Origin of the sequence: Aquisalinus flavus, assembly GCF_014640095.1 — a bacterium.
Lineage (GTDB): Bacteria > Pseudomonadota > Alphaproteobacteria > Caulobacterales > Parvularculaceae > Aquisalinus > Aquisalinus flavus.
On sequence record NZ_BMGH01000001.1, the window covers coordinates 1 to 22243 of the forward strand.

Annotated in this window: 20 protein-coding genes; 12 read left to right on the forward strand and 8 right to left on the reverse strand. The window is 61.7% G+C overall.

Going from position 1 to position 22243, the window contains the following annotated elements; all coding sequences use genetic code 11:
* Positions 1–123 precede the first annotated feature (123 nt).
* Positions 124–468 carry a hypothetical protein gene (locus IEV88_RS00005; RefSeq protein WP_188159265.1) on the forward strand — a complete coding sequence of 115 codons (345 nt, stop codon included), beginning with the start codon at positions 124–126 and terminating at the stop codon, positions 466–468.
* A 3-nt stretch (positions 469–471) separates the two neighbouring features.
* On the opposite strand, the gene IEV88_RS00010 is transcribed toward IEV88_RS00005, so the two are convergent.
* Positions 472–2028, reverse strand: coding sequence for a UbiD family decarboxylase (locus IEV88_RS00010; protein ID WP_188159266.1), 1557 nt, complete (start codon positions 2026–2028; stop codon positions 472–474).
* 360 nt (positions 2029–2388) lie between these two features.
* Here IEV88_RS00010 and IEV88_RS00015 point away from each other — a divergent pair, with 360 nt between their 5' ends.
* Both IEV88_RS00015 and IEV88_RS00020 read left to right on the forward strand, forming a co-directional pair.
* A complete protein-coding gene (locus tag IEV88_RS00015) occupies positions 2389–3495 on the forward strand; it encodes a hypothetical protein (RefSeq protein ID WP_188159267.1) in 1107 nt (368 codons plus the stop codon).
* 271 nt (positions 3496–3766) lie between these two features.
* Positions 3767–5536 carry an alpha/beta fold hydrolase gene (locus IEV88_RS00020; protein WP_188159268.1) on the forward strand — a complete coding sequence of 590 codons (1770 nt, stop codon included), beginning with the start codon at positions 3767–3769 and terminating at the stop codon, positions 5534–5536.
* On the opposite strand, the gene IEV88_RS00025 is transcribed toward IEV88_RS00020, so the two are convergent.
* Positions 5466–6404, reverse strand: a complete 939-nt coding sequence (locus tag IEV88_RS00025; RefSeq protein WP_188159269.1) for a CPBP family intramembrane glutamic endopeptidase — start codon at positions 6402–6404, stop codon at positions 5466–5468. The two genes, IEV88_RS00020 and IEV88_RS00025, sit on opposite strands and share 71 nt — an antisense overlap.
* A 38-nt stretch (positions 6405–6442) precedes the next feature.
* The gene (gene ada / locus IEV88_RS00030; RefSeq protein ID WP_188159270.1) at positions 6443–7510 is read right to left on the reverse strand and encodes a bifunctional DNA-binding transcriptional regulator/O6-methylguanine-DNA methyltransferase Ada; all 1068 of its coding nucleotides are present in this window, start codon (positions 7508–7510) and stop codon (positions 6443–6445) included.
* A gap of 251 nt (positions 7511–7761) precedes the next feature.
* On the opposite strand from ada, the gene IEV88_RS00035 reads away from it, so the two are divergent.
* Entirely contained in the window at positions 7762–8016 is a 255-nt protein-coding gene (locus IEV88_RS00035) for a PGPGW domain-containing protein (protein WP_188159271.1), read from the forward strand.
* 65 nt (positions 8017–8081) lie between these two features.
* Here the strand turns inward: IEV88_RS00035 and IEV88_RS00040 are convergent, their stop codons facing one another.
* Positions 8082–9503 carry a putative bifunctional diguanylate cyclase/phosphodiesterase gene (locus tag IEV88_RS00040; protein WP_188159272.1) on the reverse strand — a complete coding sequence of 474 codons (1422 nt, stop codon included), beginning with the start codon at positions 9501–9503 and terminating at the stop codon, positions 8082–8084.
* 126 nt (positions 9504–9629) lie between these two features.
* Here IEV88_RS00040 and IEV88_RS00045 point away from each other — a divergent pair, with 126 nt between their 5' ends.
* Complete coding sequence (locus tag IEV88_RS00045) at positions 9630–10508, forward strand: alpha/beta hydrolase (RefSeq protein WP_188159273.1); 879 nt, start codon at positions 9630–9632, stop codon at positions 10506–10508.
* A gap of 54 nt (positions 10509–10562) precedes the next feature.
* The gene (locus IEV88_RS00050) at positions 10563–10946 is read left to right on the forward strand and encodes a glyoxalase superfamily protein (RefSeq protein WP_188159274.1); all 384 of its coding nucleotides are present in this window, start codon (positions 10563–10565) and stop codon (positions 10944–10946) included.
* Here IEV88_RS00050 and IEV88_RS00055 read toward each other — a convergent pair whose 3' ends face one another.
* Positions 10947–11879 (reverse strand): DUF924 family protein, encoded by a 933-nt coding sequence (locus IEV88_RS00055; RefSeq protein WP_188159275.1) that lies wholly within the window; start codon positions 11877–11879, stop codon positions 10947–10949.
* Between the two features lie 172 nt (positions 11880–12051).
* On the opposite strand from IEV88_RS00055, the gene argC reads away from it, so the two are divergent.
* The gene (argC, locus tag IEV88_RS00060) at positions 12052–13011 is read left to right on the forward strand and encodes an N-acetyl-gamma-glutamyl-phosphate reductase (protein WP_188159276.1); all 960 of its coding nucleotides are present in this window, start codon (positions 12052–12054) and stop codon (positions 13009–13011) included.
* A 92-nt stretch (positions 13012–13103) separates the two neighbouring features.
* On the forward strand, positions 13104–14909 hold the full coding sequence (locus tag IEV88_RS00065) for a monovalent cation:proton antiporter-2 (CPA2) family protein (RefSeq protein ID WP_188159277.1): 1806 nt from the start codon (positions 13104–13106) through the stop codon (positions 14907–14909).
* Positions 14910–14912: 3 nt separating this feature from the next.
* Here the strand turns inward: IEV88_RS00065 and IEV88_RS00070 are convergent, their stop codons facing one another.
* Positions 14913–15785, reverse strand: coding sequence for a NaeI family type II restriction endonuclease (locus IEV88_RS00070; protein ID WP_188159278.1), 873 nt, complete (start codon positions 15783–15785; stop codon positions 14913–14915).
* Between the two features lie 39 nt (positions 15786–15824).
* Positions 15825–16799 carry a DNA cytosine methyltransferase gene (locus tag IEV88_RS00075; protein ID WP_188160473.1) on the reverse strand — a complete coding sequence of 325 codons (975 nt, stop codon included), beginning with the start codon at positions 16797–16799 and terminating at the stop codon, positions 15825–15827.
* Positions 16800–16953: 154 nt separating this feature from the next.
* Here IEV88_RS00075 and IEV88_RS15355 point away from each other — a divergent pair, with 154 nt between their 5' ends.
* The 4 genes from IEV88_RS15355 to IEV88_RS00095 all read left to right on the forward strand — a co-directional run bounded on the left by IEV88_RS15355 (position 16954) and on the right by IEV88_RS00095 (position 21575).
* Positions 16954–17328, forward strand: coding sequence for a very short patch repair endonuclease (locus IEV88_RS15355; RefSeq protein ID WP_206711282.1), 375 nt, complete (start codon positions 16954–16956; stop codon positions 17326–17328).
* A gap of 120 nt (positions 17329–17448) precedes the next feature.
* Positions 17449–19095: a DUF1800 domain-containing protein gene (locus tag IEV88_RS00085; RefSeq protein ID WP_206711283.1), complete on the forward strand. Its 1647-nt coding sequence runs from the start codon at positions 17449–17451 to the stop codon at positions 19093–19095.
* A gap of 12 nt (positions 19096–19107) precedes the next feature.
* Positions 19108–20535, forward strand: a complete 1428-nt coding sequence (locus IEV88_RS00090; RefSeq protein ID WP_188159280.1) for a DUF1501 domain-containing protein — start codon at positions 19108–19110, stop codon at positions 20533–20535.
* 11 nt (positions 20536–20546) lie between these two features.
* Positions 20547–21575: a glycoside hydrolase family 5 protein gene (locus IEV88_RS00095; protein ID WP_206711284.1), complete on the forward strand. Its 1029-nt coding sequence runs from the start codon at positions 20547–20549 to the stop codon at positions 21573–21575.
* Between the two features lie 112 nt (positions 21576–21687).
* On the opposite strand, the gene IEV88_RS00100 is transcribed toward IEV88_RS00095, so the two are convergent.
* Positions 21688–22140: a YaiI/YqxD family protein gene (locus tag IEV88_RS00100; protein ID WP_188160476.1), complete on the reverse strand. Its 453-nt coding sequence runs from the start codon at positions 22138–22140 to the stop codon at positions 21688–21690.
* Positions 22141–22243: the final 103 nt, after the last annotated feature.

The following is a 22243-nucleotide window of genomic DNA, read 5'->3' on the forward strand; positions in this document are numbered from 1 at the left end:
TGCTCAAGCAGCCTGTCGGTCTGGAAATGCGTGAGTTTTGAATGCTTTAGCTGCATCAGCCAACCTTAGAGACGTTAATCTCCTAGGTCAGCCCCTAGATATAATAGACTAATTGATATTTTCTTGGGCGTGACAACATATTCTCTTCAAAATCATTGGAGAACAACCTACGGGGAAGGTATTCAGGTTGAAATTGACGAGATCTATGCTGGTATAGATAGTGATGGGAAGCATTACGTAATTCCAGTGCAAGCCAAAACCGGCAAAGACGAGATTGGTGTTGTTCAGTCGATACAAGACCACGAATGTTGTAAAGAAAAATTTCCGGGCTTGCCTGTAAGGGCAATTAGCGCTCAATTTGCCTCAGATGATGTAATTGCTATGTTTGAAGTGGTAATTGACAATTATGAAATGAAAATTTCAAGAGAAAGACATTACAAGTTAGTGCCAAGAGACGACCTAGATTAGATATCACCAAATCCCTTTCCCACTCCCCGGCAGCCCCAGCGCCCCCCACATCTCATCCACCTTGCGCACCACATCCGCGTCCATCCTGATCTCCTCGCCCCATTCGCGTTTGGTCTCCGGCGCCCACTTGTCGGTGGCGTCCAGCCCGATCTTGGACCCTAATCCGCTTTCCGGGCTGGCGAAGTCGAGATAGTCTATCGGGGTGTTCTCGATCACCGTGATGTCTCTTGCCGGGTCCATCTTGGTGGAGATTGCCCACATCACGTCTTTCCAGTCGCGGGCGTTGATGTCGTCATCGACGACGATCACCCATTTTGTGTACATGAACTGGCGCAGGAAGCTCCAGGCGCCCATCATCACCCGCTTGGCGTGGCCGGGATAGGCCTTCTTCATACTGATCACCGCGATCCGGTAGGAGCAGCCCTCCGGCGGCAGCCAGAAATCGGTGATCTCGGGGAATTGCTGGCGCAGCAGCGGGATGAACACCTCGTTCAGCGCCTCGCCCAGCACGCTCGGCTCGTCCGGCGGGCGGCCGGTGAAGGTCGACAGATAGACCGGCTCGCGGCGCATGGTGATCGCGGTGACGGTGAAGACCGGGAAGCGCTCGACCGAATTGTAATAGCCGGTGTGGTCGCCATAGGGGCCCTCATCGGCATAGTCGGTGAGGGAGACATGGCCCTCGAGCACGATCTCGGCCTCGGCGGGAACTTTCAATGGCACGGTCTTGCAGTCGACCAGCTCGGCCTTTTTGCCGCGCAGCAGGCCGGCGAACTGGTATTCCGACAGCGTGTCGGGCACCGGGGTGACGGCGGCGAGGATGGTGCCGGGGTCGGCGCCGAGCACGGCGGCGGCGGGCAGGGGCTCGGTCTTCTCCTTGCCCCAGCGGCGGTGATGCTGCGCCCCGCCGCGATGGGCGAGCCAGCGCATGATGGTCTGGGTCTTGTTCAGCCGCTGCATGCGATAGATGCCGAGGTTGAAATTGTCCTCGCGCTTGTCGGACGGCCCGCGGGTGACGATCAGCGGCCAGGTGATCAGCGGCGCCGGCTCACCCGGCCAGCAGGTCTGGATCGGCAGGCGGGTAAGATCGATATCGTCGCCCTCCCACACCACTTCCTGGCATGGCGCGGTGCCGAAGCTCTTCGAGCCCGGCTTCATGGCGAGCACCTGGCGGGCGAGCGGCAACAGGTCGAGCGCGTCCTTCAAACCGGCCGGCGGCTCCGGCTGGCGCAGAAAGGCCAGCGTCTCGCCGACCTCGCGCAAATCCTTGGCTTCGGTGCGGACCTGGTTACCCATGGTGACCGCGAGCGCCACGCGCCGGACCGTGCCGAACAGGTTGACGAGGACCGGGATCGGCGAGGGCTCGCCCGTGTCGAGCACCGGCTTCTCGAACAGGACGGCGGGGCCGCCCTCGGCAAGCAGCCGGGTCTGGATCTCGGTCATCTCCAGCACGGTGGAGACCGGGTGGCTGACGCGGACCAGCTCGCCCTCGCGCTCGAGCATGTCCATGAAATCGCGCAAGCTACGGTAGGGGCCGTGTTTGAGGGGTTTGGTGTCAGCCATGAGGGTCTCTTTTCGTTGGATGTCTCATATCTAACGGGTTTCGGCTGCGAGGGAAGGGACGGGGTGTCGCGATGTCATGGGTGCGGTGGTGGTCTTACCGGATATGAATCGTCAAGGACTGCCCGAAGGGCCGCCGCCTCCGGCGGGCTACGCTCCTTGACTATTCATATCCGGCAAGACAATGGGCAGCCGTGCCGACTAAGGCATACTATGCCTTAGCGGCCTTGGCTGACAAAACAGGGGCGCCTCCGCGAGCGCAATTTTGCGGCGGCTCCCCAAAATTCCCTGACCCGTTTTCCATACCTTTCACGCTTACCTCACTGGAGAGAGTGCCTTTGCGCCTTAACAGGGAGAGCCCCCATGCGCCGGATTGCCGTCATGCTGTTGAGTCTCAGTGTCGCGATTGCCGCCTGCGGGCCGGAGAGAAGCGACGCGGCCCAGACGGCTGGCCAGTCCTCTGCCCTAGCGGCTGGCAGCGGCAGTCAGCTGCGGCTGCAGCCGGCGAAGATCATGGACCCTTCCGGATTCGAGCAGCCGATGCTGGCGGCAAGCTCCGTCATTCCCGCCGGCTGGACGCCCCAGGGCGGGGTGATCTGGCGCCAGGGCGATTGCACCATGGGCGCGACCAGCAATTGGCAGGCAACCGCGCCGGGCGAGGCGGCGGGCATCTTCCTGATGCCCGGCTTCGGCTGGCGGGCGAACACGATGGGCATGCCCGTGCCGCAGGATTGCGTGGCCGCGGCGTACCAGAGCGCGGACGAGGCCGCGGCCCATCTGGCCCGGCAAATGCCCGGCGGGCGCGTCGTCGCGATACAGGCCGCGCCGGAGATGAAGCAGGCGGCGCAGATGATGTCGAGCCAGATCTATAATGGCGATCCCAATTCGCGCACCTGGTTCGATGCGACCAGCGCGCGGATCGAGTACACCTATCAGGGCGCGCCCTATGAGGCGATCGTCAGCCTGATGACGTTTCACATGCTGATGACCATGCCCGGCTATGGCTTCGGGCCTGACAGTCAGGCGGCGGCGGGTGGCACGATGCTGGTCACCGCCTTTGCCGCGCGCAAGGGCACGCTGGAACAGCACATGCCGGTCTTCGATGCGTTCGTCGCCAATTACCGGGAGGACCCGGCCTATGCCCGGCGCATGGCCCAGCATCAGGCAAAGATGTCCGGCATCATGATGGAGGGCAGCCGCAAGCGGCACGAGGCGATCATGGAAGGCTACAGGGCGACCAGTTCGTCCTCGATCGACATCTGGCGCGGCTCCAATGATGACGCGATCCGGCGCAAGGAGATTGACGCGATCCGCGGCGAGGACACGTTCTCGGCGGACACGCCGAGCGGCGAGATTTCGCTGCCGTCGGGTTATTCCAGCGCGTGGCAGATGAATGACGGGTCTTTCGTCGTCACCGACGACCAGTTCTTCGACCCGATGGACGGCAAGCGGCTGTCGCCGGCCTATTGAGGTTTTCGTGCGTTGGCGTGAGCCGGAATCGGGTCCGGCCACGCCTTTATGAATGGGCCGGCAGTACAGGCTCACAAGCAGGCGCGCCGCGCACCCATGGTCCCGTTTTCCCAAAGCTGGTACCTGTTGGCGCGTCTGCCCTTTTTCTTTCTTTCCTGTTAACCAATAGGCAATCGACCTGGCCGCCTGTTTGCAAGGGTACCGGCATTGTTGCAGTCTTGTCCTTTCGCTGAGGGCAGCCGATAAGGCCAACAGGGACGAGAGGGGATTGATGGGCGAACCACGCTACAGGCGGCCTGTTTCGGTATTGCGGACACTGCTGGCCGGCGCTGCCTTTGCGCTTGTCGTCAGCCTGCCCTTCCTGTGGCTGCACGAGGAGGCGGTGACCGCGCCCGTGGTCTTTCCCGGCGAGGCAATCGCGGCCGGGACGGTAGCGGCGGTTGACTGCCCGTTCCGGCACCGGCGCGATCCGGGCGTGACCTGTTACCGGGCCTATGTGCCGCAGGATCATGACGATCCGGCATCGCGCCCCATCTCTATCTTCGCGACGGTGATCGAACCGCTGGGCGGCGCGACGAAAGCCGATCCGTTCCTCTATCTCGAGGGCGGGCCCGGCTATGCCTCGGTCTTTCGCGGCTGGGAGGATTATGGCCCGTCCGGCAATGCGCGCTGGTTCTTTGGGCGCGTGCTCGACAGTGGCAGGGCCGTGGTGCTGGTCGATACGCGCGGGCTCGGGCTGGCCCAGCCGGCGCTCGATTGCCCCGGCCTCGACAAGGCCCAATGGGAAGAGCTGAAACGCCCGCCGGCGCAGCGCTCGACGGCGCGCGAGCGCACCGCGATGCAGGCCTGCCTCGAAGCGCTGACCGATAAGGGCGTCGCGCTCGATAGCTATCATTCCGGCCAGCTTGGCCGCGACCTCAAGATCCTGCGCGAGGGTCTGGGGCTCAACCAGTGGAATGCCTATGGTGTTTCCTACGGGGCGCAATCCCTGCTGGCCCTGCTTGAGGCCGACCGGGACGGCGTGCGCACGGCGACCTTCGATTCGCCGAGCTATGGCCGTCTCGACTTCTTGCCCGGCGACCAGGCGGCCTTCGACCGCGCGGTGGAAATGGTGGCGGCGTTTTGCGAGGAACGCCGAAGCGAGCTGTATCAGGATCTGGACGACAGCCCCGAGATTGCAATCTCCTATATGGACGAGACCTCAAACGATCCGTGCACAGGCAATACGCTGGCGCGGCTTGAACAGGTGCTGATCCAGCTCGACGAGCGCCCGCTGACGCTGCGCAACCAGCCTTTCGCCAATCCGGTATACCTGACGTCGCGCGAGGCGATCAGCCTGTTCCATGAAAAGCTCTATTCCGGTGATGGCTGGAAGGACTTTGCCTACATGCTCAGCCATTTCCAGCAGGCCAGGTCCGGCTATTTCGCCTCGCTGTCGCAAAATAATATCGACTGGTACAATTCCCTGTCATGGTCCTATCACGACGACACTTTCTCCTTTCCGGTCTATCTGGCGACGACGTGTACGGAGAGTGATACGCGAACGCCGGCGCGCGGGTCGCCCTGGCCGCTGATGACGGCGGAGGACGCCGCCCTGCAGCGCGATGGCTGTGCCATGGCCGGGACGGACTGGGACGGGCGGCGGTTCGATGCGTCGGACCATGCCGGTGTGCCGTCGCTCGTCGTCTCGGGCTGGCGCGATGTGATCACGCCGCCGGCCTATGGCGAGCAACTGGCAGCGGATATTGGCGGGCATTTCGTGCTCAACAATGAAGAGGCCCATGGCGTCGTGTTCTGGGCGTGGCAGGAATGCGAGCTCGACATGATGGTCGCGTTTATGGACGATCCGGCGGCCGGGATCGATGCCGGTCTGTGCCTCGACCGGTGCCGCGAACAGGCCGGTCCCGTGCGCGACGAGGCGGCGGCTGGCGACAGGGTTTTCTGCCGCGACATCGCCGACAACGACGCGCTCAGCCAGATGATGATGTATCTGCAGGCGGAGGATTATCCGGGGAGCGTGCCGCAGGGCTTGCTGCCGTGACCGGATTGTTCCGGCGCCACCACCAGATCAGGCCGCAGCCGGCAGCCATCACGATGAACCCGCCGAGCCCCATGATCCCGTTCCAGATCCAGCCATCGCTGCTGGCGATGAACAGCAGCGACACGCCGGCAACGGCATTGATCGCGCCATGGAAGGCGCCTGCCGCCCAGGTCAGGCCGCGCTCGCGCATCAGGGCGACATAGGGCGTGAGCAGGACACAGAAGATCGTCATCAGGATCGGCCCGAGCACTGGCAGGCCGGGATAATTATAGCCCATGGCGATGATCGGCGCATGCCACACGCCCCAGATCAGCCCGGTTGCGAGGCACATCGGCCAGAAGCCGAGAAAGGCCAGCCGGGGCTGCAGCCAGCCGCGCCAGCCCAGTTCCTCGGTAAAGGTGAGGAGGAATGTATTGATCACGATACCGAGCGGCAGGTTGACCGCAAACTGGATCATGACCAGCGTCTCCACCGGCATCGGCAGATCGGCCATGTCGATATCCTGGGCGGCGAGGCTTGCTTCCAGCTGCGCCGCCATGGAGGCTGCCGGATCGGCAAAACCGGGCCCTGCGAGCGCGGCGATCAGAGCGGCAATGCTGACGACCAGGATCGCGGCCAGCCAGCCAGCCGCCGACCACGAGATGACCTTGAGCGCCGGCCTGCCGCTGAGGCCGAGAGTGCTGAGGAATACACTCCTGTCATAGATCAGCGTCATGATCAGCGCGCCGATGGCCGGGCCCAGCATCATCACGAACAGGTAGATGCCCGCGGTCGCGCCTGCGCCCTCGAACCCGCCGGCGGTGTAAAGCCGTCCGGCAACGGTCCAGCTGACCGCGAAACTGATGATCAGGAACAGGATGATCTGCATGGCTCGCCCTCCCTTGCCCGGGGGAGCGTACCATGAATTCAGGGGATTGGCTTCCTGGTTCCGGTCTCTGCCTTCAGCAGCTTCGCCTTGCGTTCCGGGCCCCAGCGATAGCCGGTCAGCGTCCCGTCCTTGCCGATCACCCGGTGGCACGGGATGATGACCGCGATGCGGTTGGCGCCGCAGGCGGCGGCAACGGCGCGGGTCGCGGTCGGGCGGCCTATGGAGGCGGCAAGCTCGCCATAGGTGACCGTCTGCCCCGCCGGTATCCGGCGCAGCGCCTGCCAGACCTGTTCCTGAAACGCCGTGCCTTGAATATCCAGCGGCAGGCTTGCCGCCAGGTCAGGCCGCTCGATCGCGGCGAGGGCGGCATCGATCCATTGCCGGTAGGGCGAGCCGGGCTCGGCCTCTTCCAGGCGGGCCTTGGCGAAACGCCGGCTGAGCGCTGCGACGAGGTCGCGGTCGTCATCGCCAAGCTGGACGGCGCACAGACCCTTTTGCGTCGCCGCGACCAGGGTCCGCCCGAGCCAGGACGAGGCGATGGCATAGCGGATCACCTGCCCCGTGCCGCCACCCTTTGCCGCGCCCGGTGTCATGCCGAGGCGCTTGCCCGCCGCCTCATAGGCCCGGGATGGCGCGTTGAATCCGGCATCGTAAAGTGCATCGGTGACCCGGCCGGTCGCCTGCAGGGCCGTTTTCAGCCGTTCGTCGCGTACCGCATCGGCATAGTGCCGAGGGGTGATGCCGAGCTGGCGCTTGAACAGGCGGGAGAGGTGGCCGGGTGTGAGCCTTGCCTGCGCCGCGAGGTCGCCAAGCCGGGGCGGCGTCTCCGCTGCTTCAATGGTGCGGCAGAGGCGCTCGACCAGTCCGGTGTCGCGGGCGGGCAGGCCCTGCCCGTCCGGCTGACAGCGCTTGCAGGGGCGCAGGCCCGCCGCCCGCGCCGCGCCGGGGGAGGTGAAGTAGCGCACATTCTCTCTTTTCGGCGTTCTGGCCGGGCATCCTGGCCGGCAATAGATGCCGGTCGAGATGACGCCGAGCCAGAAATGACCGTCCGCCGCCGTCGCGCGTGATGTCACCGCTTCCCATTTGCTGTCATCCGTATCGAACATTTTTTCCTGTGCCCTGATAATGCCCTGAAAAAGGCCATGCTATGCCGCGGGCCGGGGTGTTCGCTTCCCGATATCCGCTGTCAAAACCGGCTTTCTCATAACAGCCGCGAGAGCGGGTGGGCGGCGATCTGGAATCGCCGCTAAGCCGTATTAACTGTGTATTCTGTGTTGTTCGATAGAATCGCTATTGCTGAATGTGACACTATATCTTAATCATTCGGCTCTGGGTTGGAACGGGTCAAGGGTAACAAATGCTGGCGATATTTCATCAGGTCTTGGGGGGAATACTCTTCCTCGCCGGGCTTGTCGTGTTGCCGCTCCCCATCCCCTTCGGCCTGATCATGATCGTTATCGGCCTGGCGCTGCTCGCGCCTTACATCATTCCGGTGCAAAACGTCATCCGCACGCTCCGCCGGAAAAACGCCTCGATCAACGAAAAGCTGATCCGCTGGCGCAGCAACATGCCCCCGGTGATCCAGAAAACGATCGACAAGACGCACCCATAGGGGCGCAGTTTCCGGAAAATGACGCGGCAAGCACCGGCCAAGCACTGGCCAAGCACTGGCAAGGATCAGCGCGCGCCGACCCAATCCATGAAGGCCTGTTCGGGCATGGGCCTGGCGATGAAATAGCCCTGACCGGTATCGCAGCCCCATGCGGTGAGACTACGCAAGGACGCGTCGGTCTCGATCCCCTCGGCGACAAGGCGGTAATCGAAGCTCTTGCCGAGGCCGATGATCGACTGGACGAGGCGCTGCTTCTGCGGGTCCTCGTCCATGGGACGCACGAAAGACTGGTCGATCTTCAGGGTCGTTGCCGGCAGGTCGGCGAGATAGCTCAAATTCGAATAGCCGCTGCCGAAATCGTCGATGGCGATCTCGATGCCCTCATCCACCAGCCGCTCGAGCCGCGCCAGCATCTGATGCTGGTTGTCGTTGAGGACGCCTTCGGTGAATTCCAGCTCGAACGTGCCTCTTGCCACCGCGCCGCGGTGCAGCCGGTCGAGCAGATGGTCGATGAAATCGGTCTCGTTCAGATTGGCGGGAGAGATGTTGGCCGAAAGGTTGAGCGACAAACCGCCTTCCTGCCAGCGCGAAAGAGCGGCGACAGCATGTTCCATGACGAACTGGGTCAGGGGCTGGATCAGCGCGGTGGCCTCCGCCAGCGGGATGAATTCGCCCGGCGAGATGGCACCGAGGCGCGGATGCTGCCAGCGCATCAGCGCTTCGGCGCTGGTGATACGGCCGGAGGCAAGGTCCATCTTCGGCTGGTAATGCAGCGATAATTGCGCCGGGTCGTCATGAAGCGCATGGCGCAGATCCGTCAACAGCATGAACGAGCGCTTGAAGGCTTCGTCCGTGTCGCGATCATACCAGCGCATCGCGGTATCGCTTTGCATGCGCGAGGCTTGCGCGGCGGTCATGACGGCGCGCAGGGCCTCGGCCGGATCGAAGGCGCGCCGGGAGGTTTCGAGCACGCCGATGCCGATACCGGCATTGACCGGCAGGTCGCGGCAGGTGACCGTGGCTTCAAACGCTTTCTGGATCGCAGCGGCAAGCGCCTCCGGCGACGGCGATCCGTCCGCCGGCAGGCAGAAGGCAAAGCTCATCACGCTGACATGATAGGCGCGGCTGCACTGGTCCGATAAAAGGGCGATCAGCCGTTCGGCGCATTCGATGACGAAGTGATCGGCGGCGTCATGGCCGAGGACGCGCAGAAGCTGGTTGTAATGCCCGGCGGTCGACAGCGTGACCAGCATCAGCGGTCCGGCCTGTGCCAGCGCGTCGCGGTCGGGGAAATCCTTCAGGAACTGGTGACGCGAGGGCAGGCGGGTGACGAGGTCATATTCGCCGAAGACGGCGCGCGCCTGTGCCAGCTGGTCGGCAAGCGCCCGCTGTTGCGCGTGAACCGGATTACCGGTGCCTTTTTCAGGCTGGTTTTGTGTACTTTCCGCCGCCTCTGAGGCGGTGTCGAGCGGTTTAGGCTGAACCACGAGACAACCCCTGATCTGATCCCGAAGATGCCATCATATCAGAGCTGGCTTAAGGAAGCTTTTATGCCCCGTTAGCCGTAGGTTAACCAAACACTACTTTATGAGTTCAGGATTTTGCGAAGGAGTATGCGGATGGCCCTGTTGGCGTTGAGACAATTCATTCTTCTGGCGGTGTCAGGCCTTGCCCTGTCGGCCTGCTCGACCCTGGCGCTGTTCGACACATTCGCGCCCAAGGATGCCGGCGGCGTCCTCGCGGAACGGGACATCGCCTATGGCTCGGGCGAGCGCCAGAAACTGAATGTCTATACGCCCAGAGACGGCGCCGATGGTGCGCCGGTGCTGATGTTCATCTATGGCGGGTCGTGGAAGGAGGGCGACAAGGACCTCTATGACTTCGCCGGGCGGGCCTTCGCGGCGCAGGGCTTCGTCACCGTGATCGCCGACTATCGTCTGGTGCCGCAAGTGCGCTTCCCGGCCTTTGTCGAGGATGGCGCGGCGGCGGTCGCGTGGATCGAGGACAATATCGGCCAGTATGGCGGCGATCCGGAGCGGTTCTATCTCGCCGGGCATTCGGCCGGGGCCTATAACGCGGTGATGCTGGCGGTCGACCCGCAATGGCTGGAAGCGGCCGGCGTCAGCGACGGCCTCATTGACGCGGTGGCGGGCCTCGCCGGGCCATACGATTTCTATCCATGGGACACGGATGTCTCGCGCGCGGCCTTTCAGGGCGCGAGCGATCCGGCCAACACGACCCAGCCGGTCGCGCTGATCACGGCGGATGCACCGGCCTTGCTGCTGATGACGGGGCTGGACGACACCACCGTCAAGCCGCGCAATGTCGATGCGCTGGCGGCGCGGGCGCGCGACCTGGGCGTGCCGGTGACGGTGAAGAAATATGACGGCATCGACCATGTCGGCATCGCCGGCGCGATCTCGCGGCCCTTCCGCGACGAGGCACCGGTGCTGGAAGACATCGTGACCTTCTTCAACAGCGTCGAGGGCTGAATTCGATTGTCATGGCCCGAATTGCCGTGCGAAATTCGCATGAGGGAGATCACCATGACGACTTTCGGCCCGCCGACCCCGATCCTGCGCATTTTCGATGAAGCGAAGGCACGGGAATTCTATCTCGACTTTCTCGGCTTCGAGATCACGTTCGAGCATCGCTTCGGCGACAATTTCCCGCTCTACATGGGTATCCATCGCGGCGAGTGTCATCTTCATCTGTCGGAACACCCCGGCGACTGCACGCCCGGCGCGCGGGTGCGTGTGCCCGTCGCGGATCTGCGCGCGTATATCCGTGGTCTGAGGGAAAAGGACTATCGCTACGCCAAACCGGGCGAGCCGGAGGAAATGCCGTGGGGCGAGATAGCCATCAGCATTGGCGACGCCTTCGGCAACCGGCTGACCTTCTTCGAGACCTTGCCTGTCTCTACTGACTGATCAAAACGTCGCGCCGCCCTCATCCAGATAGGTCTGTTCCTCCGGCGTCATCTCGCGGCCCAGAACGTTGTTGCGGTGGGGATAGCGCCCGAATGCCTCGACGATGTCGCGATGCTGGATGGCGAAGTCGACATAGGTCGTGCCCGGCAGGCGGGTCCTGAACAGGTGCACGCTCTCGTCCTGCGCTGCCATGTCCTCGGCGTGCATATAGGGCATGTAGAAAAAGGCGCGCTGGTCGCCGGTCACGGTCAGGTCATGGCCGGCCTTCACGGCGGCGCGGGCGATTTCCAGTGCCTTGGCGTCATTGGCAAAGGCCCTGCCTGAGCCGCGATAGAGATTGCGCGAGAACTGGTCGAGCAGGATCAGCAGGGCGAGCGCCCCGCCGGGGCTCGACTGCCACTCATCATACTCGCCCTTGCCCGCCGCCCGCTGCAGCGAGCCGAAGCGCTGCTCGATCTCGTCATCGATCTTGGGGTCTGCCTGAAAGCGCTCCTTGGGTTCCAGCTCGTCGAGCCAGAAACTCAGTACACGGCTGGATTCCCCCGGCGGCGGGTCCGCCGGGCGCAGGTCGAGGGTGACCTTGTCGGGATAGAAGGCAAGCGCCTTTTCGATCGGGTGGACCGCGTGGAACGGCGTCTCATAGGTCCAGATGGCGTTTTCGATCAGGCCGTCGCCGGTGCGGACATGATAGTAACTGGCCTCGCCCTTGTAGGGGCACCATGTCGTGCGGTCCGAGCGCTCCAGCGCCGCCATGTCGGCATGGTCGCGCGGCACGTAACAGACAGGATCGTAATCGGCCTCGCTCAGCATCAGCGGCTGGATCGTGGCGGCAATGACAATGCCGCCGGCCACCGCATCGAAGCGGGAATTGACCGGCTCGATAGTGATCGGGTGATCCGGCCCCGGCTCGCGATGGTCCCTGTGTCCGCTCATGCCGTGATCCCTCTTCCATGTTATTGCCTGTGATCCGTGAGATAGGGTCAAGCGAAGTGGGAGCAAGGGCGTGCGAACCGCAGCGCCGGGGCAGCGCGCTCCGGGCCTTGCGCTTTTCACGCCTCCTGAGTAAGTCCGGTCCTGAAACGGGAGCCCTGATGAGCAGGAAATCATGAGCCAGACATTCTCCATCGGCCTGATCGGCGCGCGCGGTTATACCGGTCGCGAGCTGCTGAAGCTGATCGCCGGGCATCCGGCGTTCGCGCTCGCCTTCGCCTCCTCGCGCGAACTGGCGGGCACCCCGGTCAGCGCCATGGCGCCGGAGATTACCGGCGTCGATTTCGAGGCGCTGTCGCCGCAAGAGGCCGCCGCCCGCCGGCCCGATGCCTGCGTCCTCGCCCTGCCGGACGGCGCAGGCGCCGCCTTCGTCGCGGCATTCGAGGCTGCCGCGCCCGACACCGTGCTGGTCGACCTCTCCGCCGACTATCGCTTCGACGATGCCTGGGCCTATGGCCTGCCGGAGCTCTATCGCCAGCGCGAGGGGCTTGCCGGTGCCAGACGCATCGCCAATCCCGGCTGCTATGCGACGGCGGCGCAGCTGGCGCTGCATCCGGTCAACCAGATCATCGAGGATTACCCGTCCGTCTTTGGCGTCTCGGGCTATTCCGGCGCGGGTACGACACCGAGCCGCAAGAACGACACCGATGCCCTCGCCGGCAATCTGATGCCCTATGCGCTCAGCGGTCACAAGCATGAGCACGAAGTGACCCGCCATTTGCGCCGGCCGATCGCCTTTACCCCGCATGTGCACCCGGCCTTTTCCGGCATCCTCGTCACAGTCCACGCCCGCCTGAGCCAGCCGGTCTCGCTCGACGCCGTGAAGGCGCTCTATGACGAGGCCTATGCGCATGAGCCGCTGGTCCAGGTGCAGGATGCCGCGCCCGAACTGAAGGATGGCACCGGCATTAACGGCGCGATCATCGGTGGGCTGACAGTTATCGAGGACCAGCGCCGCCTTGTCGTGCTGTGCGCCGAGGACAATTTGCTGAAAGGCGCGGCGGTCCAGGCGGTCCAGAACCTCAATCTCGCCCTCGGGCTGGACGAACTGGCGGGGATAACAGCCGATCGCTGAGCAAGGCCGCATTATTGCGCCCGCCGACCGCTGTTTTCCTTGCGGCGGCACGGCCTGCTTTCCTATAGTGGGGCGGCAGGAGAGCAACATCTATGATACTCGCATTCGCTGGCGGCGCTGAAAACAACGACTTTCTGTTACAGGCCGCGATCTTTCTCGGCGCGACCGCCATTGCGGTGCCGTTGTTCCGCAAGCTCAAGCTCGGCACCATTCTCGGCTTTCTCGGCGCCGGCGTCCTGTTCGGCGAATACGGCATCGGCCTGCTGGCCGTCGAGGAGGGCGTGTTCCATGTCGCCGAGCTGGGCGTCGTCCTGTTCCTGTTCGTGATCGGGCTGGAATTGTCTCTTTCAAGGCTGTGGTCGCTGCGCCGGAATATCTTCGGTCTCGGCCTCGCCCAGATGCTGGTCACCGGCATCGCCATTTCCCTGTTCCTGTGGATGATGGATATCCTGCCGGGCAATGCGGCAGCCATTGCCGGCTTCGCGCTCGCCTGTTCCTCGACCGCCTTCGCCCTGTCGCTGCTGCAGGAGCGCAATGAGTTGAAGACGCCCTACGGGGTCAAATCCTTTTCGATCCTGCTGTTCCAGGACATCGCCGTCATCCCGCTGCTCGCGGCGATCCCGTTCGCGGTGGGGATGAGCGGGGTCAATCCCGGTGATGTCATGAACGGCGACATGGCGCGCGATTTCGAATGGCAGCCGCTCGCCTGGGCGCTGGTGGTCCTCGCCATCGTGGTGCTGGTCGCCCGCTATGTGCTGAACCCGGTCTTCCGGCTCGTCGCCGCCTCCGGCTCGCGCGAGGCGTTCACGGCCACGGCACTGTTCGTCGTCGCCGCAACCGCCCTTCTGGTCGCCTCCGCCGGCCTGTCGATGGCGCTCGGGGCATTCGTCGCCGGCGTGATGCTGGCCGAAAGCTCCTACCGCCACCAGATCGAAGCAGACATCGAGCCGTTCCGCGAATTGCTGCTCGGCCTGTTCTTCATCGGTGTCGGCATGCAGCTCGACGTGCCGGTGATCATTGCCCAGTGGGTGGTCATCCTTGCTGCCGCCATCGGCCTGATCGTGAGCAAGACTGCGATCATCTATGGCCTGTCGCGGCTGTTCGGCTCGCGCCATTCGGACGCCATGCGCTCCGGCCTGACCCTGTCCCAGGGCGGCGAGTTCGCCTTTGTCGTGCTCTCGCTCGGCGCGGGCGAGGGTCTGTTCGGGGCGGAAATCGCGACCGTTCTGTCGGCCATCGTCACCATCTCCATGGTGTTCACGCCCGTGCTCGCCATGCTCGGCGCGCGCATGGCCACGAGCCGCGACGAGGACGTCGACATGGACGGTATCGAGGAGCTGACCGAGATGAACGAAACCGCGCTGATCGTCGGCTATGGCCGCATGGGCCAGATCGTCGCGCAGATCCTCAATGGCGCCGGTGTCGCGGTGACGGCGATCGACAACGACCCGGTCAAGATCGACCGCGCCCGCCGCTTCGGCGCCAAGGTCTATTTCGGCGACGCCACCAATATTCACCTGCTGCTCACCGCCGGCGCGAATTCCGCCGACATGGTCTTCCTGATGATGCGCGACCGGGCGATCATGGACGATACCGTCAGGACCCTGAAGGCCCATTGCCCCAGCATCCGCATCATCGCGCGCGCCTATGACCGGATGCACGAGATCGACCTGCTGGACCACGATATCGATTTCGTCATGCGCGAGACCTTCGAGTCGAGCATCGTGATGGCGCAGAAGGGGCTGGAAAATCTCGGCTTCGGCGATAACCGCGTCCGCGCAATGATCGCGGAATTCCGCCAGCGCGACAAGGACCGCCTGATCGCGCAACAGGCCGGCGGCCCGGAAGCGGGCAAGGAAAAAATGGTCCAGCCCTTCGAGGCGGCGGATCTGGAGTAGGTCTCACTTTCCGTGCCGGGAACTGGTAATTAATTTTCTCTCAGCGTCGTTCTTCGGCGAAACTGAGACGAATTCGTCTTTGTGAAGTGTGCCCAATCCCAACTCTTTTATAAGCTTTTTATCACCAGAACCCCATAGAATATAGATATTCTCTTTATGAAGAATATCCCGTGCGCCACCGTTCTTTCTCATTCTCTTCATATAATCATGCTGCTGAGAAATGGCATGGATTTGTGTTCTTGTTATTGGTTTTTCTTGGATTTGCCGAAATAGTTCGGCTATTCTTAATGATGCAGAGCCTGCATTGAGTATTCTTGTTTTTACTGAAGGTGGCAATTTTTCCCAAAAATTGGGAGGATAGGGATAGTTTTTCAATATCCACCAGACATGAACCATATTTGCGGCAGATATCCCTGTTTTACGGTCTTGGTTCATCCCGCCTCTCAGATACTCCGGTCTAATGTTGACCAGACCAAAATCCATTAGAGCGGTTTTTTCATTCTCTTTAAGAAGGATTGCTGGATGATTGTAATTCTCCTGCGGTATCGACCAGCTCGCATGCATCGTATGCTTTATATCGCATTCAGTGTTGTTGACATTTAAGTCTAACAGATTGCCCTTAGGAAGTTTTAGATGATTTCTGAGCAGTATCTCGATCTTGGTTCCAAGATAAGTTTTCTCGGTCTTTTCGATTTCATTCAGTGTGAAGCGATTTGTTCGAGGAGCATCGATAACCTCATCAATCGCAGTTCGAAAAAGAACAGGTATATCGAGTTTGAACTTCTCTAATCCTCCAGCCGCTTTAAGGATTGCGACAACCAGAGGTGACAGAACTTCGTAATCCGGATGCTCAGAAGAAAGTGGGTGCATACTCATGCGCCCACATTGCTTTTATCTTGGTTACTAGCTCATTAATCAGGCTATTGCCTTAAGCTGGCTGGATGAAGAGGCTGCCGTGATGGCCTGAAAAATCTGCCGGCCCACGGCCTCGGCCACTGGCGGCGGAAACGCGTTGCCAACCTGGCGGTACGCAGCAGTCTTTCTGCCTGTGATTTCCCACGAGTCATCAAAGCCTTGAATTCTGGCGCACATACGCACGGTAAGCCGTGGCATACCGACGAACTCTCTTTCAGGGGCCGTTTCTGCCAACGACTTCCCATTCACACCGAGAGATGCCCAAGCTTTCCGGGCACGGGTAGGCCCCAAATCAGGTCCGCCATGCTTCTTGCTTCCGCCAACCAGAGTCGGTGCGATTTCATTCGCTCCGGCAATCCAGCGTTCTGTCCCAAGCCAGCCATTGGCCCCCATCAGGTCGCCAATAGCTTCTCCCACGGTAGGAGCATCAAATGGAATTGGCGAAGGCCAACTGAACTTGTCTTTGATATCATTCCGCAGAGCAACTATTGCCACCCTGGGCCGCAGTTGGGGCACGCCGAAGTCGGCTGCGTTGAAGAGGCGCCAGTGAGTCTCATAACCCAGCTTCTTGAGTTGCTGCTTGAGAGAGTTCCGGTAATCTTCAAAAACGGCGTCCAGAAACCCTCTGACATTCTCGATCATCACCGCTTTAGGACGTGTCTGATCGATAATTCTAATTGCATCCGGGAAAAGGTTTCTTTCGTCTTTTTCACCGAGTTGTTTTCCTGCGACAGAAAAAGGAGGGCAGGGCAGTCCCCCTGCAAAAAGATCTATGCCTCTATATTTATCTGCATCGAAAGTAGCCAAATCTTGCTCATGAACATTCCATTCGGGCCTGTTGGCGCGAAGCGTCTCGCAACAGTTTGCGTCGATTTCGACGACGCCTTCATGGAAAAAACCAGCCTTTTCCAAACCGGAGGCTTGTCCGCCGGCCCCGGCGCAAACTTCTAATGAAGTGAGTTGATTTCTTATCATCTTTTGGGTCTCCGGATGCGTGAAAAATGGGAGCCGATTGCGGAACAAAATGGCAACATTTAACTTTTTGTCAAGGCCTTCATATAGCCAATGATTCTGGTCATGATTGAAAGTTATGGTTGATAAGATATCGAAAGAGTTCCGCAGCAAGAACATGGCCGCGATCCGGCACAAAGATACAAAACCCGAAATGCTGGTTAGAAGGCTTATTCATTCACATGGCTTCAGATACAGATTGCATAAGCCTGGGTTACCGGGGAAGCCAGATCTGGTTTTCGCGGGGAAAAGGAAAGTCATATTTGTGCACGGATGCTTTTGGCACCTCCACCCATCCGAGGAATGCAAAGATGCCCGAAAGCCGAAAAGCAACGTAGGGTATTGGCGAAAAAAGCTGGAAGGAAATGTACAAAGAGATAAAAAAGTGAGGTCCGAGCTTATCGCTGATGGATGGGAGGTTCTCACGGTATGGGAATGTGAGACTGGTAATCTCGAAAAGCTGAAGGCTAAGTTGTTCACTTTTCTGGCTTAACCCCGCCCTTGCCCGTTTCGCCATGCCGGGTTACGCTTTATCACAAAGGGCATCAGACCCGGAATCGTAACAGTATATAGGGCACGGGGCGGCAGGGCCGCTCCGCGAACGGAGGCGGACTTGAAACTATCCCTCATGATGCCGGGCGTGGATGACACCGGTGGCGGTGTCGCGTCTGACCAGCAGAATGCAACCATGATTTCCGGGACTGACGCAGCGCGGTTCCTGCTGCAGGCGCAGATGACCGCCCGGCCGGAGGACATCGCGGCGGTGCAGGAGCTTGGGCCCGAAGGCTGGCTCGAGGCCGAATTTGCCCGCCCGCGCGGCCAGACCGGGGTCGACTGGCTGACCGCCGAAGGCTTCGACAAGGTCACCCCGGAAGGCGAATATTTCTGGCCCCAATATGGCGACTGGATGGCCTGGAACCAGATGCTGACCGGCGACGACCAGATGCGCAAGCGCGCCGCCTTCGCCCTGTCGCAATTCTTCGTCGTCTCGCTCGACCCGATCGACGGGTTCTGGCCGCCCTACATGATCGCGGCCTATTGGGACCTCTTGTGCAAGAATGCCTTCGGCAATTTCCGCGACCTGCTGGAAAAGATATCCCTCAACGCGGCGATGGGGCTCTATCTCAACACCAAGGGCAATCTGAAAGAGGACGAGGCGACCGGTCGCCGGCCTGACGAGAACTATGCCCGCGAGATCATGCAGCTGTTCACCATCGGGCTGTACGAGCTCAACCCGGACGGCACGCTGAAGCGCGATGACAATGGCGAGCCGATCGAGACCTATACCCAGGACGACATTACCAATCTCGCCCGCGTCTTCACCGGCTATGACTATAACCAGAAAAACGTCAAGCGCACCGATGTCGAATGGCTCGACTATCCGGTGCCGAGTGTCGATTTCGCGCTCGATCCGATGGCGCTGGATGCCGCGGAGCATTCCTTCCTCGAGGTCAATTTCCTCGGCAAGCATATCCCGGCCGGCACGCATCCGTCGCGCAAGTTTCCTTACGTCCATGACGTGCTGTTCAACCATCCCAATGTCGGGCCGTTCTTCGGCCGGCAGATGATCCAGCGGCTGGTCAAGAGTAATCCGAGCCCGTCCTATGTCGCCCGGGTGACGGCGGCGTTCAACGATAATGGCGAGGGCGTGCGCGGCGACCTGAAGGCGGTGTGGAAGGCCGTGCTGCTCGACCCGGAAGCCCGCACCGTGGGCACCGGAGACCTGGACGGCAAGCTGCGCGAACCGGTGCTGCGGTTTGCCCAATGGGCGCGCACGGTCGGCGTCGAGGCGGAGACAGGTACGGTCTGGGTCTTCAACACCTCGCGCAGCGACAATGCCCTGGGCCAGAGCCCGCTGCGCTCGCCATCGGTGTTCAACTATTTCCGTCCCGGCTATGTGCCGCCGCAGACGGCGATGGCCAGGGCCGATGCGACGATGCCGGAATTCCAGCTGCATAACGAGACATCGACCGCCGGCTATATCAACTTCCTGCAATGGATGATCCGGTGGGGTACGGACAATATGCGCCCGACCTATGCGCCGCTCCTGCCGCTGGCGCATGACACGCAAGCGCTGGTCGACTGGCTCAATCTGCATTTTGCCGCCGGGCAATTGTCCGCAGAGACCTGCGCCGTCATCGGCACCGCGCTCGCCTCCAAGGGGGTGACCGAGGACAGCGCCGATAGCGACAAGAAGGACCTGCTCGCCAGTGCCTGCCTGCTCGTCATGGCGAGCCCTGAATACCTGATCCAGAAATAGGGAGACGAGAAGATGAGCAAGACGGATCACACCTCCCTGACGCGCCGGGCGCTGTTGCAGCGGGCCGGTCATATCGGGTTCATGGGCGCGGCGGGGCCGCTCGCCATGTCGCTCGCCGGTGTCGGCGAGGCGGCAGCCTTCGAGGCGACCGACTACAAGGCGCTTGTCTGCGTCTTCCTTTATGGCGGCAATGACTATGCCAATACGGTCATCCCGTTCGATATTCCGAACTATGACAGATATGCGCATATCCGCGGCGGCGGGCCGGATCGCGGGCCGGGCGGTATCGCCGTTGCCCGCAGTGCACTGGAGCGCACGGCGCTGACGCCGCTGGGCGGACCGGCGCTGACTGACGACATGCAATTCGCGCTTAACCCGAACATGCCGAACCTCGCCGGCCTGTTCAACAAGGGCCGCGCGGCGGTGCAGCTCAATGTCGGGCCATTGGTTACCCCACTGACGAAAGCGCAATTCGAGGGCAATAACCGCGATCTCTATCCGCTTCCGCCCAAGCTGTTCTCCCATAACGACCAGCAATCGGTCTGGCAGGCACTGGGGTCGGAAGGCGCGACCATCGGCTGGGGCGGGCGTCTCGGCGACCTCGCCATGGATGCCAATGAGCAATCGCTGCTGACCTGCATATCGGCGTCGGGCAATGCCGTCTTTGTTGCGGGCCGAGAGGCGCTGCAATACCAGATCAGCCCGTCGGGCGCGATCGATGTCAACATGCTGAGCGAGCCTGCCTATGCCAATGACGCCATCGCCTATGCCATGCGGCAGATCATCTCGAAGGACAGCGCCAACACGCTGGAGAGGGAATTCGTCAACGTCACCCGCCGTTCCATGGAGATGGAGGGGATCGTCAATGGCGCGCTTGACGGGGTGAACCTGTCGACATCCTTCGACACGCGGAGCGGGGATAATCCGCTGGCGGACCAGATGAAGATCGTCGCCCGGCTGATCGGGGCGCAAAAGGCGCTGGGCTCGAAGCGACAGGTCTTCTTCGTGTCGCTCGGCGGGTTCGACAATCATGACCGGCTGATGGAAAACCACCCCGCACTGGTCGGCCAGGTGGATGAAGCGATCGGTTCCTTCTATGCCGCGACCGTTGAAATGGGCGTTGCCGACAAGGTCACGACCTTCACCGCGTCCGATTTCGGCCGCACGCTGGCGAGGAATGCCGATGGCTCCGACCATGGCTGGGGCGGGCATCACTTTATCGTCGGCGGCGCGGTCAAGGGCGGGCGCTATTACGGCACGGCGCCGCATATTTCTCTCGACACGGACGACCAGGTCGGCCAGGGCCGCCTCTTGCCGACGACGGCAGTCGATGAATATGCCGCGACGCTGGCGCGCTGGTTCGGGGCGAGCGAGAGCGAGCTGCCGGACGTGTTCCCGAATATCGGCAATTTTTCCAACACCAATATGGGCTTTGTATAAGGAATTTGACCATGAAAACATTACTGCGCGGCGTTGCCGTCCTGCCGCTTGCCTTCGCTGTGATGGCGTTTGACGATGCTCCCCCTGCGGATGAAGACCGCCCTGCGGCCGAGCGCCCGGACATGACCCCTGTCGAGACCCACGGCCAGCTGTCCGTCGAGGGCAATCGCATTGTCGGCGAGCACGGCGAGAATGTCTCCCTCGCCGGCGTATCCTGGTTCTGGTCGACCATCGGCTGGGGGGCGGAAAAATTCTATAACAAGGAGGCGGTGGCCTATGTCGCAGAGGACTTTGACGCCTCTGTCGTGCGCGCCGCAATCGCCGCGGAGGAGAAGGGCGGGTATGCTGAATATCCGGCCGAACAGATCGCGATGGCGCAGGCCGTCATCGACGGCGCGATCGAGGCCGGTGTCTATGTCGTCATCGACTGGCATTCCCACTCGGCCGAAGACCGGCCGGAGGACGCGGTGGAATTCTTCACCCTGATGGCCGAGCAATATGGCGACACGCCCAACGTGATCTACGAGATCTATAACGAGCCGCTGCAGGACACGGACTGGGAAACGGTGATCAAGCCCTATTCGCTGGAGGTGATCGAGGCGATCCGCGCCGTCGATCCGGACAATCTCATCGTCGTCGGCACGCAGAGCTGGTCGCAGGATGTGGACGAAGCGACGGCAAGCCCGATCGAAGGCCATGACAATATTGCGTATACGCTGCATTTTTATGCCGCCACGCACGGCCAGAGCCTGCGTGACAAGGCGCAGATCGCGCTCGACAATGGCTATGCCCTGTTCGTTACCGAATGGGGCTCCGTCGATGCCTATGGCAAGGGCGCGCCGGACCACGAGGCGACGCAGGTGTGGGTGGATTTCCTGAAGGCGAACGAGCTGTCCATGGCCAACTGGTCGCTGTTCGACAAGGATGAGGGGGCGTCGATCCTGAAGGCCGGCGCATCGCCGACCGGCGGCTGGACCGACGACGACTATACCGAGGCGGGCCTGCTGATCCGCGAGATCGTGCGGGGCTGGGACGAGTAACCCGGACGATTAGAGCAGCCTGCGTCCGGATGGACGCAGAGGAGCTGCTCTAACACTTTGGGAGCGATCAACTTTTCTGCCTTCAAATGATTCCATTTGAAGGCAGGTTGATCTAGTCCCGGGCCATTTTCTCCAGCGTATCATGCAGCACCGAGAGAAAGCGCGAGCGGTCCGCCTTCGAAAAAGGCGGCGGGCCGCCGATATTCCCGCCGACTGACCCGGCCCGCAGATCCTGCATGATCGCCCGTGTCGCCAGCGCCCCGCCGATCATGTCGGGCGTGAACGGCTTGCCGTTGGGGGCGATCACGGTGGCACCCGCTTTCAGGCATCTGTCCGCCAGCGGAATATCGGCGGTGATGACCACGGATTTCGTCCCGGCGCGCTCCGCAATATGATCGTCCGCCGCATCGAACCCGTCAGAAACGACAACCCTTTCGATCAGCGGGTCGGCCGGCAGCCGCATATAGGAGTTGGACACGACCACGACCGGCACGCCATGGCGCTCTGCCACGCGAAAGATCTCGTCCTTCACCGGACAGGCATCGGCGTCGACGAGGATTTGCAGTTGAGTGCTCATCACGCGCCTATGCCACGGGCTGATAAAATTTGCCACTGCCTCTACACATCCCCAGGAAATCCGCTACAACGGCAAGAATGTGAATCGACTG

What these genes read in the sequence shown, in the direction of transcription:
- IEV88_RS00010 (WP_188159266.1), bottom strand. Translation starts at nt 2,028, where the DNA reads ATGGCTGACACCAAACCCCTCAAACACGGCCCCTACCGTAGCTTGCGC.
- IEV88_RS00015 (WP_188159267.1), top strand. Translation starts at nt 2,389, where the DNA reads ATGCGCCGGATTGCCGTCATGCTGTTGAGTCTCAGTGTCGCGATTGCC.
- IEV88_RS00020 (WP_188159268.1), top strand. Translation starts at nt 3,767, where the DNA reads ATGGGCGAACCACGCTACAGGCGGCCTGTTTCGGTATTGCGGACACTG.
- IEV88_RS00025 (WP_188159269.1), bottom strand. Translation starts at nt 6,404, where the DNA reads ATGCAGATCATCCTGTTCCTGATCATCAGTTTCGCGGTCAGCTGGACC.
- ada (WP_188159270.1), bottom strand. Translation starts at nt 7,510, where the DNA reads ATGTTCGATACGGATGACAGCAAATGGGAAGCGGTGACATCACGCGCG.
- IEV88_RS00035 (WP_188159271.1), top strand. Translation starts at nt 7,762, where the DNA reads ATGCTGGCGATATTTCATCAGGTCTTGGGGGGAATACTCTTCCTCGCC.
- IEV88_RS00045 (WP_188159273.1), top strand. Translation starts at nt 9,630, where the DNA reads ATGCGGATGGCCCTGTTGGCGTTGAGACAATTCATTCTTCTGGCGGTG.
- IEV88_RS00050 (WP_188159274.1), top strand. Translation starts at nt 10,563, where the DNA reads ATGACGACTTTCGGCCCGCCGACCCCGATCCTGCGCATTTTCGATGAA.
- IEV88_RS00055 (WP_188159275.1), bottom strand. Translation starts at nt 11,879, where the DNA reads ATGAGCGGACACAGGGACCATCGCGAGCCGGGGCCGGATCACCCGATC.
- argC (WP_188159276.1), top strand. Translation starts at nt 12,052, where the DNA reads ATGAGCCAGACATTCTCCATCGGCCTGATCGGCGCGCGCGGTTATACC.
- IEV88_RS00065 (WP_188159277.1), top strand. Translation starts at nt 13,104, where the DNA reads ATGATACTCGCATTCGCTGGCGGCGCTGAAAACAACGACTTTCTGTTA.
- IEV88_RS00070 (WP_188159278.1), bottom strand. Translation starts at nt 15,785, where the DNA reads ATGAGTATGCACCCACTTTCTTCTGAGCATCCGGATTACGAAGTTCTG.
- IEV88_RS00075 (WP_188160473.1), bottom strand. Translation starts at nt 16,799, where the DNA reads ATGATAAGAAATCAACTCACTTCATTAGAAGTTTGCGCCGGGGCCGGC.
- IEV88_RS15355 (WP_206711282.1), top strand. Translation starts at nt 16,954, where the DNA reads ATGGCCGCGATCCGGCACAAAGATACAAAACCCGAAATGCTGGTTAGA.
- IEV88_RS00090 (WP_188159280.1), top strand. Translation starts at nt 19,108, where the DNA reads ATGAGCAAGACGGATCACACCTCCCTGACGCGCCGGGCGCTGTTGCAG.
- IEV88_RS00095 (WP_206711284.1), top strand. Translation starts at nt 20,547, where the DNA reads ATGAAAACATTACTGCGCGGCGTTGCCGTCCTGCCGCTTGCCTTCGCT.